Here is a 15,959-nt window from a genome sequence, read left to right as displayed (position 1 = left end):
GGGCGATGCGACTCAAGATCTAACGGTTTACCCAAACTCCTGCTTGCGTCGTTTCACCGCGCTCACTAACGTAGCGCCTTCACTGACGCTACCCCCCGCAGGAGCTTTGCCATGGCCTCGCCAGCCCTCTCACATTTTCTTCCCCGGTTCGGCGTTGCCGCGGCAGTGGCCAGTGCATTAAGCCTGGCCGGTTGCCAGCTCCAGAGCACCCAGGACACCCTGCCGCCAGTGGCCGGCGTGCAGCCGATCAAGGGCCTCGCACAGAATGTTTCGATACGCCGCAACGCCCAAGGCATGCCGCTGATCGAAAGCAATACCTTCCACGACGCACTGTTCAGCCTGGGTTATGTGCACGCCAGTGACCGCATCACCCAGATGGTCACCCTGCGCCTGCTGGCCCAGGGCCGCCTGGCTGAAATGTCCGGCCCTGAGGTGCTGGATGTGGACCGCTTCATGCGCGCGGTCAACCTGAAGAAAAGCGCCGGCGAGCTGTATAACGCCTCGTCGCCGCGCCTCAAGCGCTTCTTTGAAGTGTATGCCCGTGGCGTCAACGCCTACCTGTTCCGCTACCGCGACAAGCTGCCGCCGGATCTGGCCCAGACCGGCTACAAGCCTGAGTACTGGAAGCCGGAGGATTCGGCGCTGCTGTTCTGCCTGCTGAATTTCAGCGAGTCGGCCAACCTGCAGGAAGAGCTGGCGTCGTTGCTGCTGGCGCAAAAGGTCGGCGTGGACAAACTCGCCTGGCTGACACCGAGTGCGCCGGATGAGCCGATCCCCCTGGCCGAAGCCGAGAAACTCAAGGGCGTGAACCTCAGCCAGATCACCGGCCTGGCCGGGCTGGACACGGTCAGCCAGCAATTGAGCAGCCTCAACTCGCTGGCGGTTACCACGTCGAGCAACTGGGCCATCGGCCCGCAACGCAGTCGCAGCGGCAAGAGCCTGCTGGCAGGCGACCTCGCCGCCCAGCCGCAAGCACCGTCGCCGTGGAACTACGTGCAGATTCGCGCACCGAAATACCAGGCCGTCGGCGCCTCGATTGCCGGCCTGCCGACCCTGTTGTCCGGTTTCAACGGCAACGTGGCGTGGAGCATAAGCACGGTCAAGGGCGATACCCAGGACCTGTTCCTGGAGAAGGTCAAACGCCAGGGCAGCGCGCTGTACTACGAGAACAACGGAAAATGGCTGCCGGCAGCGGTGCGTAATGAAACCTTCTTCGTCAAGGGTCAACGCTCGATTCGCGAAGTGGTGTACGAAACCCGCCACGGCGCCCTGCTCAACAGCAGCCAGGCCCTGACCAGCGGTTTTGGCCTGGCCCTGCAAACCGCCGACTTCAAGGATGACAAGAGCCTCGACGCGTTCTTCGACCTGTCCCGCGCGCAAAACGCCGGCAAGGCCTCGGACGCAACCCGGAACATTCGCGCCATTGCCTTGAACATGGTCTTCGCCGACGCGGGCAGCATTGGCTGGCAGGTCACCGGCCGCTTCCCCAACCGCCGCGAAGGCGAAGGCCTGCTGCCCTCGCCCGGCTGGGATACGCGCTTTGACTGGGACGGTTACGCCGACGCGATGCTGCACCCCTATGACCAGGACCCGGCCCAAGGCTGGATCGGCACCGCCAACCAACGCACCGCGCCGCGCGGCTACGGCATGCAGTTGTCCAATTCCTGGGATGCGCCGGAGCGCAGCGAGCGCCTGGCGCAACTGGCCAATGCGGGCAAGCACGACAGCCGCAGCATGATCGCCATGCAATACGACCAGACCACCACCTTTGCCGCCAAGCTCAAGACCATGTTCCAGGCGCCGGGTATGGCCCAGCCATTGAAGCAGGCGATTGATGCGTTGCCGGCGGCCGACCAGGCCAAGGCACGGGAAGCACTGACGCGCCTGATGGCCTTCGACGGCCGCCTGGTGTCGACGTCCGCCGACGCGGCGCTCTACGAACTGTTTCTGCAGGAAAGCACCCGGCAGATATTCCTCGACGAACTGGGGCCGGAAAACAGCGCCAGTTGGAAAGCCTTTGTCAGCAACGCCAACCTGTCCTATGCCGCCCAGGCCGACCACCTGCTGGGCCGCGAAGACAGCCCGTTCTGGGACGACGTGCGCACCGCGCAGAAAGAAGACAAACCCGCCATCCTCGCCCGCAGCCTGGCCGCCGCGATCAGCGCTGGCGAGAGCCAACTGGGTGCTGACCACAAGACCTGGCAGTGGGGCAAGCTGCACAGCACCACCTGGAAAAACACCAGTGGCCAAGTGATTCGCGGCCCACTGGCGTCCGGTGGCGACCACAACACCTTGAACCCGGCACCGTACAGCTGGGGCCAGGACTTCAACACCACCCAGGTGCCGGCGCTGCGCATGATCGTCGACTTCGGCCAGGTGGAACCGATGATGGGCCAGGGCGGCATCGGCCAATCCGGCAACCCGGCCAGCCCGAACTACGCCAATGGCATCGACCCGTCGCTCAAGGCGCAATACCTGAGCTTCCCGATGCAGCCGCAGAACTTCGAGAAGGTGTATGGGAAGGCCAGGTTGACCCTGACCCCAGGCAAGTGACCTGACTTCCACCTGCTGAAACCGGATCCAAATGTGGGAGGGGGCTTGGTCAGTTAAGCGTGCATCGCCTCCTGTAGGAGCGAGCTTGCTCGCGAAAAACGTCAACGATAACGCGTGCTTCCTGAATGAACGCGGCGCCTGTGAGTTTTTCGCGAGCAAGCTCGCTCCTACAAAAAGCCATAACTAGGGCTTGCCCCGTCCCACATTTGGCCCACATGCATTCAGATAGAACTTCTGCGCTCGCCCCCGCCTCATACCTGATAAGCCCATCGCCCCGGTCAGCCCATGGACCTTGTCATCGCCCGGCCCGAAGGCCTCTACTGCCCCGCCGGAGATTTCTACATCGATCCTTGGCGCCCAGTGGAACGCTCCGTCATCACCCACGCCCACGGCGACCACGCCCGCACGGGCAATCAACACTATTTGGCTGCCGCCCCTAGCGAAGGCATCCTGCGCTCGCGCCTGGGCCAGGACATCAACCTGCAAACCCTGGCCTATGGCGAAAAACTCGTCCACCACGGCGTGACCCTGAGCTTCCACCCAGCCGGGCATGTACTCGGCTCGGCCCAGGTGCGCCTGGAGTACCAGGGCGAAGTCTGGGTGGCGTCCGGCGACTACAAAGTGGAACCGGACGGCACCTGCGCGCCCTTCGAACCGGTGCGTTGCCATACCTTTATCACCGAATCCACCTTTGGCCTGCCGATCTACCGTTGGCAGCCCCAGGCGCAGATCTTCGCCGGGATCAACGACTGGTGGAGGGGCAATATTGCCGCCGGCAAAGCCAGTGTGTTGTTCTGTTATTCCTTCGGCAAAGCCCAGCGCATCCTGCATGGTATCGACGCCAGCATCGGGCCGATCCTCAGCCATGGCGCGGTCGAGCCGCTGAACCGGGTTTATCGCGAGGCCGGCATTTATATCCCCGAAACCCTCTACGCCGGCGATTTCAAAAAGACCGACCCATTGCTGCGCCAGGCCCTGATCATCGCGCCGCCGTCCGCCGGTGGCAGCAGTTGGATCAAGCGCTTCGGCGACTACAGCGATGCCTTCGCCAGCGGCTGGATGCGCCTGCGCGGTACGCGGCGGCGACGCGGAGTGGACCGGGGCTTTGTGCTGTCGGATCATGCGGACTGGCCCGGGCTGCTGTGGGCGATCGAACAAACCGGCGCCGAACGGGTGATGGTCACCCACGGCTCCGTCGGCGTATTGGTACGCCACCTGCGGGAAAAAGGCCTGGATGCCCAGGGCTTCACCACCGAATACGGTGATGACGAAGAGGAGGCCACGGCATGAAAGCCTTCGCCGAGCTGTACGCCAACCTCGACGCCACCACCTCCAGCAATGCCAAGCTCGCGGCCCTGCAAGCCTACTTCCTGCAAGCGCCGCCTGAAGACGCTGCGTGGGCGGTGTATTTCCTGTCCGGCGGACGACCGCGGCAATTGGTACCGACGCGTCTGCTGCGGGACATGGCCACCGAAGCATCCGGCATCGAGCCGTGGCTGTTCGAAGAGAGCTACCAATCGGTAGGCGACCTGGCCGAGACGATTTCCCTGCTCCTGCCGGAATCCACCTACACCTCCGAGGACGGTCTCGCCGTATGGCTGGAAGAAAAACTCCTGCCGCTGCGTGGCCTGTCGCCCCTGGACCTGGCCGAACGGTTACCGGCGTTATGGGCGCAACTGGACCAGCCGAGTCTGATGGTGTGCGTCAAGTTGATCACCGGCAGCTTTCGCGTCGGCGTATCCAAACTGCTGGTCACCCGCGCCCTCGCCGCCATGGCCGACCTCGACAGCAAGCGCGTTGCACAGCGGCTGGTGGGCTACACCGATCTGTCCAACCGTCCGACAGCCGAGGGATACCTCAAGCTGATCGCTGCCGAATCATCCGACGAGCATGCACAACGGGGCGGACAGCCCTATCCGTTTTTTCTCGCCCACGGGTTGTCGCAGCCGGTGGAGCAGTTCGACACGTTGCTCGGCTCTCCCGCCGACTGGCAGGTGGAATGGAAGTGGGACGGCATTCGCGCGCAACTGGTTAAGCGTGAAGGCCGCCTGTGGATCTGGTCGCGGGGCGAAGAGCTGGTGACCGAGCGTTTCCCCGAACTGCACAGCCTGGTCAGTGGCCTGCCCGATGGCACGGTGATCGATGGCGAGATCGTCGTCTGGAAAGACGCGGTGCAACCCTTTGCCCTGCTGCAGCAGCGGATCGGCCGCAAGACCCTGAGCAAAAAAGTGCTCGACGATGCACCGGTCGCCGTCCTCGCCTATGACCTGCTGGAACACCAGGGCGACGACTGGCGCAACCACACCCAGGCCGAACGCCGCGCCCAGCTCGAACAGTTGATCACCCAGTGCAACCAACCGGTGCTGCTGCCCTCGCCACTGCTGACGGCCGCGACCTGGCAGGCCTTGGCCGAGCAACGTGAAGCGTCTCGCAGCCTCGGCGTGGAAGGCATGATGCTCAAGGATCGCCAGGGCCTCTACGGCGTGGGCCGCACCAAGGACATGGGCCTGTGGTGGAAGTGGAAAGTCGACCCCTTCAGTGTCGATGCGGTGTTGATCTACGCCCAACGCGGCCATGGCCGGCGCGCCAGCCTCTACAGCGACTACACCTTTGCCGTATGGGATGGCCCGCCCGGCAGTGAACGCACGCTGGTGCCCTTCGCCAAGGCCTATTCAGGGCTGACCGACGAAGAAATGCGCAAGGTCGACGCCATCGTGCGCAAGACCACCGTGGAGAAGTTCGGCCCGGTCAGCAGCGTGACGCCCAGCATGGTGTTCGAGCTGGGGTTTGAAGGCATTGCCCTGTCCAAGCGGCACAAGAGCGGGATTGCGGTGCGCTTTCCGCGGATGTTGCGTTGGCGCCAGGACAAGGCGGTGGATGAGGCGGATAACCTTGCCACCCTGCAGGACTTACTGGCCTGACCCAGAACACCGCCCCTCCACAATGGATCTCCAAATGTTCCGAAATAGTGCGTTCGATTTTCAATGCCCATTTTCGTGCATCTCCTACACTCATGACTCCCTTGTCCCACCTTTTAAAACGCTCATTCGGAACTATGGTGCAGAAATTGCTACTCGTGATCCGTCTGACACCGTTCAGTAACAGTCCTAAAACGCGCCACAAGCGCTTATCTTGGTTTCCAGGGATTAAATAATGAAAAAAGCATTGCTGACCCTTTCTGCACTGGCTCTGTGCATGGCCGCCGGTACCGCGTTGGCCAAGGAATACAAGGAACTGCGTTTTGGTGTCGATCCGTCCTACGCGCCGTTCGAATCCAAGGCGGCCGATGGCAGCCTGGTAGGCTTCGATATCGACCTGGGCAATGCGATCTGCGCCGAACTGAAAGTGAAGTGCAAGTGGGTCGAGAGTGACTTTGACGGCATGATTCCAGGCCTCAAAGCCAACAAGTTCGACGGAGTGATTTCGTCCATGACCGTGACCCCGGTGCGCGAGAAAGCCATCGACTTCTCCAGCGAACTATTCTCCGGCCCGACCTCGCTGGTGTTCAAGAAAGGCGCGGGGTACTCGACGCCAGAGTCCCTCAAGGGCAAATCCGTGGGCTACGAGCAAGGCACCATCCAGGAAGCCTACGCCAAGGCGGTACTGGATAAAGCCGGCGTGACCACCAAGGCATACGCCAACCAGGACCAGGTTTACGCCGACCTGACTTCCGGTCGTCTCGACGCTTCGGTGCAGGACATGCTGCAAGCCGAACTGGGCTTCTTGAAGTCCCCGGCCGGTGCCGGCTATGAAGTCAGCGCCGCCATCGATGACCCATTGCTGCCATCGAAAACCGCCGTCGGTATCAAAAAAGGTAACACTGAACTGAAGGCCCTTTTGGATAAAGGTATCAAAGCGTTACACGATGATGGCACCTACGCCACCATCCAGAAGAAACACTTTGGCGATCTGAACCTGTACAGCGGCAAATAATGCCTGGGGCGCCCCTCCTATGGAGGGGCGCTTTTTTATCGCCATAGGTCCTGATTTATGTTCGAAGAACTGTTGCAAACCCTCGGGCTGAGCGCACTCAGCCTGAAGGGTTTCGGCCCGTTGTTGCTGCAAGGCACCTGGATGACCATCAAGTTGTCGGTGCTGTCCCTGGCTGTCAGCGTATTGCTGGGCCTGCTTGGCGCCAGCGCCAAGCTTTCCAGCCTGCCCTTCCTGCGTATCCCCGCCCAGCTCTACACCACACTGATTCGCGGTGTACCCGACCTGGTGCTGATGCTGCTGATTTTCTACAGCCTGCAAACCTGGCTCACCGGCCTGACCGACTTCATGGAATGGGAATACATCGAGATCGACCCATTCAGCGCCGGGGTGATCACCCTGGGCTTTATCTACGGTGCTTATTTCACCGAGACGTTTCGCGGCGCGATCCTCGCCGTCCCCCGTGGCCAGCTGGAAGCCGCCACGGCCTATGGCCTCAAGCGCGGGCAACGCTTTCGCTACGTGACCTTCCCGCAGATGATGCGCTTTGCCCTGCCGGGTATCGGCAACAACTGGATGGTGATGCTCAAGGCCACGGCCCTGGTGTCGATCATCGGCCTGGCGGACCTGGTCAAGGCCGCCCAGGATGCCGGCAAAAGCACCTACCAACTGTTCTACTTCTTGGTACTCGCCGCGCTGATCTACCTGTTGATCACCAGCGCGTCCAACTTCGTCCTGCGTCGTCTTGAACGTCGCTACTCCGCAGGCTCACGGGAGGCGGTGCGATGATCGAACTCTTGCAGGAATACTGGCGCCCCTTCCTCTATAGCGACGGCCAGCACATCACCGGCCTGGCCATGACCCTGTGGTTGCTCAGCGCCGCCCTGGTCATCGGCTTTGTGGTGTCGATCCCGCTGTCCATCGCCCGTGTATCGCGCAACCCGCTGGTACGCTGGCCGGTGCAGTTCTACACCTACCTGTTTCGTGGCACGCCGCTCTATATCCAGTTGCTGATCTGCTATACCGGCATCTACAGCATCGCCGCCGTACGCGAACAACCGCTGCTGGATGCGTTCTTTCGCGATGCCATGAACTGCACGATCCTGGCCTTCGCCCTCAACACCTGCGCCTACACCACGGAGATTTTCGCCGGGGCCATCCGCAGCATGGCCCACGGCGAAGTCGAGGCGGCCAAGGCCTACGGTTTAAGCGGCTGGAAGCTGTACGCCTACGTGATCATGCCCTCGGCGTTGCGCCGCTCGTTGCCCTACTACAGCAACGAAGTGATCTTGATGCTGCACTCGACCACGGTAGCGTTTACCGCGACGATCCCGGACATCCTCAAGGTGGCGCGGGACGCCAACTCGGCCACGTTCATGACGTTCCAATCATTCGGTATCGCCGCGCTGATCTACCTGACCGTGACCTTCGCCCTGGTCGGTCTGTTTCGTCTGGCGGAGCGCCGCTGGCTGGCGTTTCTCGGACCAAGCCATTAAGGAGCCTTCATGCGTCATCAGGTACACGATCTGATCGCACCGGTGCCAGGCACGGCGCGGCAGATTCACAGTTTCCACTTCGGCCCCGAACATGCCAAAGGCAAGGTCTATATCCAGTCATCGCTGCATGCCGATGAACTGCCGGGCATGCTGGTGGCCTGGCACCTGAAAGTGCGCCTGGCCGAGCTGGCGGCAGCCGGGCGGTTACTGAGCGAGATCGTGCTGGTGCCCATCGCCAATCCGGCAGGCCTGGAACAGGTGTTGATGGACACCCCGCTGGGCCGCTACGAGTTGGAAAGCGGGCAGAACTTCAATCGCCTGTTTGTCGACCTCAGCGATACCGTCGGCGATCAGGTCGAGGGCTCGCTCGGCGATAACCCGCAACAAAACGTCGAACTGATCCGCGCCGCCTTGAGCGCTGCCCTGGCCGTGCAAATCGCCGAGACCCAGTTGCACTCCCAACGCCTGGTGTTGCAACGCCTGGCCTGCGATGCCGACATGGTGCTGGACCTGCATTGCGACTTCGAAGCCGTGGCGCACCTGTACACCACGCCCGAAGCCTGGCCGCAGGTGGAGCCGCTGGCACGCTATATCGGCTCGGAGGCCAACCTGCTGGCTACCGACTCCGGCGGGCAGTCCTTCGATGAGTGTTTCACCCTGGTGTGGTGGCAGTTGCAGCAACGCTTTGGCGCGCGCTTCCCGATCCCCATGGGCAGTTTTTCGGTGACCGTCGAACTGCGTGGCCAGGGCGACGTCAACCATGGGTTGGCCGCCCTCGACTGCCAGGCAATCATCGACTACCTGATTCACTTCGGCGCGATTGCCGGCGACGCCGCACCGCTGCCCGAGCTGCCCTNCCCCGCCACGCCGCTGGCGGGCGTCGAACCCGTGGCAACGCCGGTGGGCGGCCTGCTGGTGTTCAGCGCCCTGCCCGGTGAATACCTGGAAGCCGGGCAACTGATCGCCGAAATCATCGACCCCATTACCGACCGCGTAACGCCCGTGCACTGCCAGAAGGCCGGCCTGCTTTACGCCCGTTCGCTGCGCCGCATGGCCACTGCCGGGATGGTCGTCGGCCATGTCGCAGGCACCGAGGCCTACCGCAGCGGCTACCTACTTTCGCCTTGAGGATGCACGCCCCATGTACAAATTGACCGTTGAAGGCCTGCATAAAAGCTATGGCGACAATGAGGTGCTCAAAGGTGTCTCGCTCAAGGCCAGGACCGGTGATGTGATCAGCCTGATCGGCGCCAGCGGCTCGGGCAAAAGCACCTTTTTGCGTTGCATCAACTTCCTGGAAACCCCCAACGACGGCGCCATGACCCTCGACGGCCAGCCGATCCGCATGGTCAGCGACCGCCACGGCATGCGCGTGGCCGACGATGCCGAACTGCAACGCCTGCGCACACGACTGGCGATGGTGTTCCAGCATTTCAACCTGTGGAGCCATATGAGCGTGCTGGAAAACATCACCATGGCCCCGCGCCGGGTGCTGGGTTGCAGCAAAAAGGACGCCGAAGACCGCGCCCGTCGCTACCTGGACAAGGTGGGTTTACCGGCACGGGTAGCGGACCAATACCCGGCGTTCCTGTCCGGTGGCCAGCAACAACGGGTGGCCATCGCCCGCGCCCTGGCCATGGAGCCGGAAGTGATGCTGTTCGACGAACCCACCTCGGCCCTCGACCCGGAGTTGGTGGGTGAAGTGTTGAAGGTCATCCAGGGCCTGGCCGAGGAAGGCCGCACCATGATCATGGTGACCCACGAAATGAGCTTTGCACGCAAGGTATCCAGCCAGGTGCTGTTCCTGCACAAGGGCCTGGTGGAAGAGCAAGGCGCGCCGGAGGATGTGCTGGGCAATCCGAAGAGCGAGCGCCTGCAACAGTTCCTGAGCGGCAATTTGAAGTAAACCTTTGCAACGCCTGGAGGGTCTGTGAAATAGACCCTCCAGAGCATTCGCCGCCCCATGGCAAAACCCCTCGACTTCGCCAAAACGTGGTTTGCCGCCAAAGGCTGGAAGCCGTTCGCCTTCCAGAAAGACGTATGGACGGCGGTCAAGGACGGCCGCTCGGGCTTGCTGCATGCCAGCACCGGCGCCGGCAAAACCTACGCCCTGTGGTTTGCCGCCCTCAATCGTTTCGCGATCACCCGCCCGCCCGCCACCGGTAAACGCAAACCGCCGGCTGAGCCACTGACCGTGCTGTGGATCACGCCCATGCGCGCGTTGGCCGCCGACACCGCACGCGCCCTCGAAGCGCCGCTCGAGGCCTTGCAGATTCCCTGGAGCGTGGGCCTGCGCACCGGCGATACCAGCAGCAGCGAGCGTGCCCGGCAAACCCGACGCCAGCCCACCGCGCTGGTCACCACCCCGGAAAGCCTGACCCTGATGCTCGCCCGCGCCGACAGCGAAACGAGCCTGGCGCACCTGCGCATGGTGGTGGTGGATGAATGGCATGAGCTGATCGGCAACAAGCGCGGCGTGCAGTTGCAACTGGCGTTGGCGCGGCTGCGGCGCTGGCATCCTGAACTGATGGTCTGGGGCATTTCGGCCACCCTCGGTAACCAGTCCCACGCCTTGGAAGTGCTGATCCCACAAGGGGACGGGATTAATGTGCAGGGACAAACGGTCAAGCAGTTGCACGTCGACACCTTGCTGCCGCCCATCGCCGAGCGGTTTCCGTGGGCCGGGCATATCGGCTTGAAGATGCTGCCGCAGGTGGTCGCCGAGGTCGACGCCAGCAGCAGTTGCCTGGTGTTTACCAACACGCGGGCGCAGTCGGAAATCTGGTATCAGGCGCTGCTCGAGGCCCGACCGGATTGGGCCGGGGTGATTGCCCTGCACCATGGTTCTCTGTCCCGCGAGACCCGCGACTGGGTGGAGCGGGCGTTGAAAGACGGTCAGCTCAAGGCGGTGGTGTGCACATCCAGCCTGGACCTGGGGGTGGATTTCTTGCCGGTGGAGCGCGTGCTGCAAATCGGCTCGGCCAAAGGCGTGGCGCGCCTGATGCAACGCGCCGGCCGCTCCGGCCATGCACCCGGACGGCCGTCGCGGGTGACCCTGGTGCCGACCCACAGCCTGGAACTGGTGGAAGCCGCTGCGGCCCAGGACGCCATTGCAGCGCGGCGTATCGAAGCCCGCGAATCGCCCCACAAGCCGTTGGATGTGCTCGTACAACATTTGGTGAGCATGGCCCTCGGCGGTGGCTTTACGCCGCAGGCGCTGCTGGCGGAGGTCCGTGGCGCCTGGGCCTATCGTGACCTCACCGAGGCCGATTGGGCCTGGGCCCTGGGCTTTGTACGGCATGGCGGCTTATCGCTGACCGCTTACCCGGATTACCGCCGCGTGGAGCCGGACGCGCACGGCATTTGGCGCGTCCCCGATGCCCGGCTTGCGCGTCGCCATCGCATGAGCGTGGGCACCATTGTCAGCGACGCCAGCATCCAGCTGAAATTCTGGAGCAAGGGCGGCGGTGGCAAGAACCTGGGCAGTGTTGAAGAAGGCTTTATTGCACGCCTCAAGCCGGGTGATGGCTTCTTGTTTGCCGGGCGCCTGCTGGAATTGGTGCGGGTGGAAAACATGACCGCCTATGTGCGCCGTAGCAGCGCCAAAAAAGCTGCAGTACCGCGCTGGAATGGCGGGCGCATGCCCCTTTCCAATGAGCTGGCCCAAGCCGTGGTGGAGCGCTTCGATGCGGCCGCGCACGGGGTCTACGAGGGGCCGGAAATGCGGGCTGTGCAAACCCTGCTGCAGACACAGTTGCGCTGGTCCGGCCTGCCGACGCGCGAGCACTTGCTGGCCGAAGCCTTGAAATCGCGGGAGGGCTGGCACCTGTTCCTCTACCCGTTTGCCGGCCGCCAGGTGCACCTGGGACTGGCGAGTCTGCTGGCGTGGCGGGTCAGCCAGCAGCAGCCTGTGACCTTCTCGATTGCCGTCAACGATTACGGCTTGGAGTTGCTCAGCGCCACCGAGGTGGATTGGCCACGCTTACTGAATGGGGCGCTGCTGCGCCCGAAGCAGTTGCTGGCAGACGTGGCAGCCAGCCTGAACGCCGGGGAACTCGCCCTGCGCCGCTTTCGCGAGATTGCGCGTATCGCCGGACTGGTGTTTGCCGGTTACCCCGGCGCGCCGAAAAGCACGCGCCAGGTGCAGGCATCCAGCGGGTTGTTCTTTGAAGTGTTCAAGCAATATGACCCGCAAAACCTGTTGCTGGCCCAGGCGGGGGAAGAAGTCCTGCGTGATGAATTAGATATTCGTCGGCTGGAAGAGACCTTGCTTCGCCTCTCGGCGCTGACACTGGACGTGCATATGATCGAACGTCCTACGCCCCTGGCCTTCCCACTGCTGGTGGAACGGATGCGCGAAAGCATGAGTTCGGAAAAACTCTCCGAGCGCATTGCGCGGATGGTCAAGGACTTGGAAAAAGTCGCCGATAACGGCAAACGCTGATGGTGTGCTCAGTGACGCTGGAGAGCGAAGAGCTGTGGCTGTTGGCGGATAAGGCGCTCTACTGGCCCGCGCGCCAGTGCCTGCTGATCGCCGATGCACACTTTGGCAAGGCATCGGCCTATCGCAGCCTGGGCCAGCCGGTACCGCAAGGCACCACCACCGAAAACCTGCAGCGCCTGGATCGGCTGTTGGCGGCCGTACCGTGCGCCCAGGTGATCTTTCTCGGCGACTTCCTCCACGGGCCCGGCTCCCACGCCAGCGGCACCCTCAGCGCCTTGAGGGCCTGGCGAGCACGTCATTGCGACCTGTCGATGACCTTGATTCGCGGTAATCACGATAAACGCGCGGGCGACCCACCGGCTGACTTGAGGATCGATGTGGTTCCGGAGCCACTGCTGATGGGCCCTTTCGCCCTGCAACACGAACCGCACGCCCATGCCAGCCACCATGTGCTGGCGGGGCATGTGCACCCGGTGTATCGCTTGCGCGGCAAGGGCCGGCAGAGCCTGCTCCTGCCGTGTTTCCAGTTCGGCACGCGCGTCAGCCTGCTGCCGGCGTTTGGGGCGTTTACCGGGGGGCATACGGTGGAGCAGGACAATGACCGCCGAATCTTTGTTATCGGCGATCACCAGGTGTGGCAGGTTCGCTGACCGGCCTTGCGGGTATCAGGCGACCGGTGCGGGAGGCGGCTCGTCCGGAAGGGTCGGCTCACCGGGTTCGGTGGGCTGCTGTGGCCAATCTTCATCGGGTTGGCCGGGGATGCCGCCTGCATAGGCCGGATCAGCCATCAGGGACCAGGCCAGAACGCCAATCTGGTTGGGTTCAAGCCGGGCAAGTTCTGCGCTGATTCGCGGGTCAATCTTCATAAGGCACTCCTCAAGCGTGGCTCGGTGCGTTTTGCACGCACCGAGGCAGTACACCCAATAGAGTCACTTTCTGCGGACTAATTCCCTTTACGCGTAGGACCTTTCGATCAAGCGCGTGGCAAGGTGACGCCGCGCTGGCCCTGGTACTTGCCGGCGCGGTCTTTGTAGGACACTTCACAGGCCTCGTCAGACTGCAGGAACAGCATCTGCGCCACGCCTTCGTTGGCGTAGATTTTCGCCGGCAGGGTGGTGGTGTTGGAGAACTCCAGGGTCACGTGGCCTTCCCACTCAGGCTCAAGTGGCGTCACGTTGACGATAATGCCGCAGCGCGCGTAGGTGCTTTTACCCAGGCAGATGGTCAGCACGTCGCGGGGAATACGGAAGAATTCCACGGTGCGTGCCAGGGCAAAGGAGTTCGGCGGGATAATGCACACGTCGCTTTTCACATCGACGAAGCTCTTTTCGTCGAAGTTCTTCGGATCCACGATCGCCGAGTTGATGTTGGTGAACACCTTGAACTCGTCGGCGCAGCGCACATCGTAGCCGTAGCTGGAAACGCCGTACGAGATCACGCGGTCATCGCCTTCACCACGAATCTGACGCTCGACGAACGGTTCGATCATGCCGTGCTCTTGCGCCATGCGGCGAATCCACTTGTCCGATTTGATGCTCATGGCGGGTGTCCTGAATAGCGAGGTGGAAAAATTCTGTGGGGCATCTTACCGGGGCCGGCGTTGGGGTTCAAAGGGCGTCGGGCTTTTCTTGATGAACGCACCGGCTGCCATAAGGCGCGGCCAGCGGGGCCGGGCCCCGTATTGCCGCAACCGGTGTGTGTAAATACCACCGCCAGTCACGAAAATAGAGAAACCTTCGGAAATACCATTGGCACGTTCCGGAAAAAGGGTTAAGGTGGCGCCACTGTGCTGCTTGTGTCACTGAGAATCTCTACACGATATGTTGAATTTCGATCCAACCATCTCCAAGAATTTTTCCTGCTCTTTGCACTCAGTCTCGGCCAGGGCTTTTCCTGAGTCGCAGTTAACTTTGTCCAAGGAGATACACCATGTCTAATCGCCAAACTGGTACCGTTAAGTGGTTCAACGATGAAAAAGGCTTCGGCTTCATCACTCCACAATCCGGTGACGACCTGTTCGTTCACTTCAAAGCTATCCAATCCGACGGCTTCAAAAGCCTGAAAGAAGGCCAACAGGTTTCTTTCATCGCTACCCGCGGTCAGAAAGGCATGCAAGCTGAAGAAGTTCAAGTTATCTAACTTGTACTGACTCAGTCGAAAAGACCCCGCCCTTAAAAGCGGGGTTTTTTATGCCTGGGATTTGTGCATACATGAATAAAATGTCGTGCGCAAAAAATGTGGGAGGGGGCTTGCCCCGGTACAAACCGGGGACATCGTTTACATTTCTAACCGGGGACATGGTTTACAGGCTAATACGCATGATCAGGAGGTAACTGATCATGCCCTGGAACCAAGAGTCCCCCATGAATCAAAGAATCAAGCTGGTAGCTGATTGGCTTTCTGGCAACTTCACCAAAAGCCAGTTGGCACGCCGCTTTGACGTTAGCCGACCTACCGTCGATAAGTGGATTGCCCGGCACGACGGCGATTTGAGGTCTTTATCCGAACTGTCCCGGCGACCTCACAACAGCCCAAATAAAACCGACGACGAGATTTTGGCCCGTGTAGTCGCGATGAAGGAGGCTCACGATAAATGGGGGCCGAAAAAGCTTCTCGAGCTATTACGGCTGGAAGATCCCTCCGTCACCTGGCCCTCTCCAAGTACGGCCGGTCAATGGCTTGACCGACTTGGGCTCGTCAAAAAGCGGCGCTTCAAACGCCGACACAGCATTTCCCACGCACAAATGCGAAAGGCCGACGAACCTAACAAGACGTGGTGTGCTGACTACAAAGGGCAGTTCAAGATGCTTAATGCTCAGATGTGCTTCCCTTTGACCGTCACAGACCATGCGTCGCGGCTGATTTTAGCGTGCAGGGCCCATCCCAAGATCATGACCCAGCCTGTAAAACAGGCCTTTGAGAGGCTTTTTCAGGAGTACGGCATGCCGGAAGTTATCCGTTCGGACAACGGGGTACCGTTCGCCTCTCCTGGCCTGGCAAGAATATCCACACTGGCAGTTTGGTGGATTCGGCTGGGTATTTATCCCGAGCGAACCATGCCGGGAAGACCCGCCCAGAATGGTCGCCATGAACGAATGCACCGTAGCTTGAAACTTGAGTTGCCCTTAGGGAAAAACTTAGTCGAGCAGCAGCTTTTGCTGGAGCATTTCAGGCATGAGTTTAATTACGTACGCCCTCACGAAGCGCTCGGCATGAAACGTCCGGGAGACTTGTATGTGCCGTCCACCCGAATTTATCCAGGATGCTTGCCCGATGTGGAATATCCGGCAGAAATGAAAGTTCGAAGCGTCAGGCAGGACGGATCGATCAAGTGGAACGGCAAGTTGGTATTTATCAGCGAGGCGCTGTCCGGGGAAAGGATAGGGCTCAAAGAAGCTGAAGATGAAGCTTGGGATTTGTACCTGTGTGATTATCCCTTGGGGAGGCTTGGACGAGGTATGACCCGCGTCCAGGCCTCAAATGTGTAAACGATGTCCCCGGTTTCAGATGTAAACGATGTCTACGGTTCTACACCC

The 15,959-nt window shown here is 61.4% G+C and carries 14 protein-coding genes; 12 read left to right on the top strand and 2 right to left on the bottom strand.

Annotated features, from left to right (window positions below):
* Positions 1-111 precede the first annotated feature (111 nt).
* The 10 genes from BFP99_RS11905 (at position 112) to pdeM (ending at position 13,073) form a co-directional block, all read left to right on the top strand.
* Positions 112-2,553 carry a penicillin acylase family protein gene (locus BFP99_RS11905; protein ID WP_065947314.1) on the top strand — a complete coding sequence of 814 codons (2,442 nt, stop codon included), beginning with the start codon at positions 112-114 and terminating at the stop codon, positions 2,551-2,553.
* A 285-nt stretch (positions 2,554-2,838) separates the two neighbouring features.
* Positions 2,839-3,843, top strand: coding sequence for a ligase-associated DNA damage response exonuclease (locus tag BFP99_RS11900; protein WP_065947313.1), 1,005 nt, complete (start codon positions 2,839-2,841; stop codon positions 3,841-3,843).
* Positions 3,840-5,474 carry an ATP-dependent DNA ligase gene (locus BFP99_RS11895; RefSeq protein WP_065947312.1) on the top strand — a complete coding sequence of 545 codons (1,635 nt, stop codon included), beginning with the start codon at positions 3,840-3,842 and terminating at the stop codon, positions 5,472-5,474. Before BFP99_RS11900 ends, BFP99_RS11895 begins: the two co-directional genes overlap by 4 nt.
* A gap of 232 nt (positions 5,475-5,706) precedes the next feature.
* A complete protein-coding gene (locus tag BFP99_RS11890) occupies positions 5,707-6,486 on the top strand; it encodes a transporter substrate-binding domain-containing protein (RefSeq protein WP_016975034.1) in 780 nt (259 codons plus the stop codon).
* A gap of 57 nt (positions 6,487-6,543) precedes the next feature.
* Positions 6,544-7,272: an ABC transporter permease gene (locus tag BFP99_RS11885; RefSeq protein WP_053137181.1), complete on the top strand. Its 729-nt coding sequence runs from the start codon at positions 6,544-6,546 to the stop codon at positions 7,270-7,272.
* Complete coding sequence (locus tag BFP99_RS11880) at positions 7,269-7,979, top strand: ABC transporter permease (RefSeq protein WP_027604453.1); 711 nt, start codon at positions 7,269-7,271, stop codon at positions 7,977-7,979. The genes BFP99_RS11885 and BFP99_RS11880 overlap by 4 nt, the downstream gene beginning before the upstream one ends.
* Before the next feature lie 9 nt (positions 7,980-7,988).
* A complete protein-coding gene (locus BFP99_RS11875) occupies positions 7,989-9,107 on the top strand; it encodes a succinylglutamate desuccinylase/aspartoacylase family protein (protein ID WP_065947311.1) in 1,119 nt (372 codons plus the stop codon).
* 13 nt (positions 9,108-9,120) lie between these two features.
* Positions 9,121-9,885, top strand: coding sequence for an ABC transporter ATP-binding protein (locus tag BFP99_RS11870; protein ID WP_016973168.1), 765 nt, complete (start codon positions 9,121-9,123; stop codon positions 9,883-9,885).
* Positions 9,886-9,942: 57 nt separating this feature from the next.
* Positions 9,943-12,423: a ligase-associated DNA damage response DEXH box helicase gene (locus BFP99_RS11865; protein WP_065926443.1), complete on the top strand. Its 2,481-nt coding sequence runs from the start codon at positions 9,943-9,945 to the stop codon at positions 12,421-12,423.
* On the top strand, positions 12,423-13,073 hold the full coding sequence (pdeM, locus tag BFP99_RS11860) for a ligase-associated DNA damage response endonuclease PdeM (protein WP_065947310.1): 651 nt from the start codon (positions 12,423-12,425) through the stop codon (positions 13,071-13,073). The genes BFP99_RS11865 and pdeM overlap by 1 nt, the downstream gene beginning before the upstream one ends.
* 15 nt (positions 13,074-13,088) lie before the next feature.
* Here pdeM and BFP99_RS11855 read toward each other — a convergent pair whose 3' ends face one another.
* Positions 13,089-13,289, bottom strand: a complete 201-nt coding sequence (locus BFP99_RS11855; RefSeq protein WP_027604457.1) for a hypothetical protein — start codon at positions 13,287-13,289, stop codon at positions 13,089-13,091.
* A 107-nt stretch (positions 13,290-13,396) separates the two neighbouring features.
* On the bottom strand, positions 13,397-13,963 hold the full coding sequence (gene dcd, locus BFP99_RS11850; protein WP_003172320.1) for a dCTP deaminase: 567 nt from the start codon (positions 13,961-13,963) through the stop codon (positions 13,397-13,399).
* 389 nt (positions 13,964-14,352) lie between these two features.
* On the opposite strand from dcd, the gene BFP99_RS11845 reads away from it, so the two are divergent.
* Together BFP99_RS11845 and BFP99_RS11840 are read left to right on the top strand one after the other, a co-directional pair.
* Positions 14,353-14,562: a cold-shock protein gene (locus BFP99_RS11845; RefSeq protein WP_002554837.1), complete on the top strand. Its 210-nt coding sequence runs from the start codon at positions 14,353-14,355 to the stop codon at positions 14,560-14,562.
* A gap of 200 nt (positions 14,563-14,762) precedes the next feature.
* Positions 14,763-15,911 carry an integrase core domain-containing protein gene (locus BFP99_RS11840; protein ID WP_065924691.1) on the top strand — a complete coding sequence of 383 codons (1,149 nt, stop codon included), beginning with the start codon at positions 14,763-14,765 and terminating at the stop codon, positions 15,909-15,911.
* Positions 15,912-15,959: the final 48 nt, after the last annotated feature.

It is taken from the genome of Pseudomonas sp. 1 R 17, assembly GCF_900067035.1.
Lineage (GTDB): Bacteria > Pseudomonadota > Gammaproteobacteria > Pseudomonadales > Pseudomonadaceae > Aquipseudomonas > Aquipseudomonas marginalis.
The sequence above is the reverse complement of the archived record's forward strand: the minus strand, read 5'-3'. Positions and strand labels throughout refer to the sequence as shown.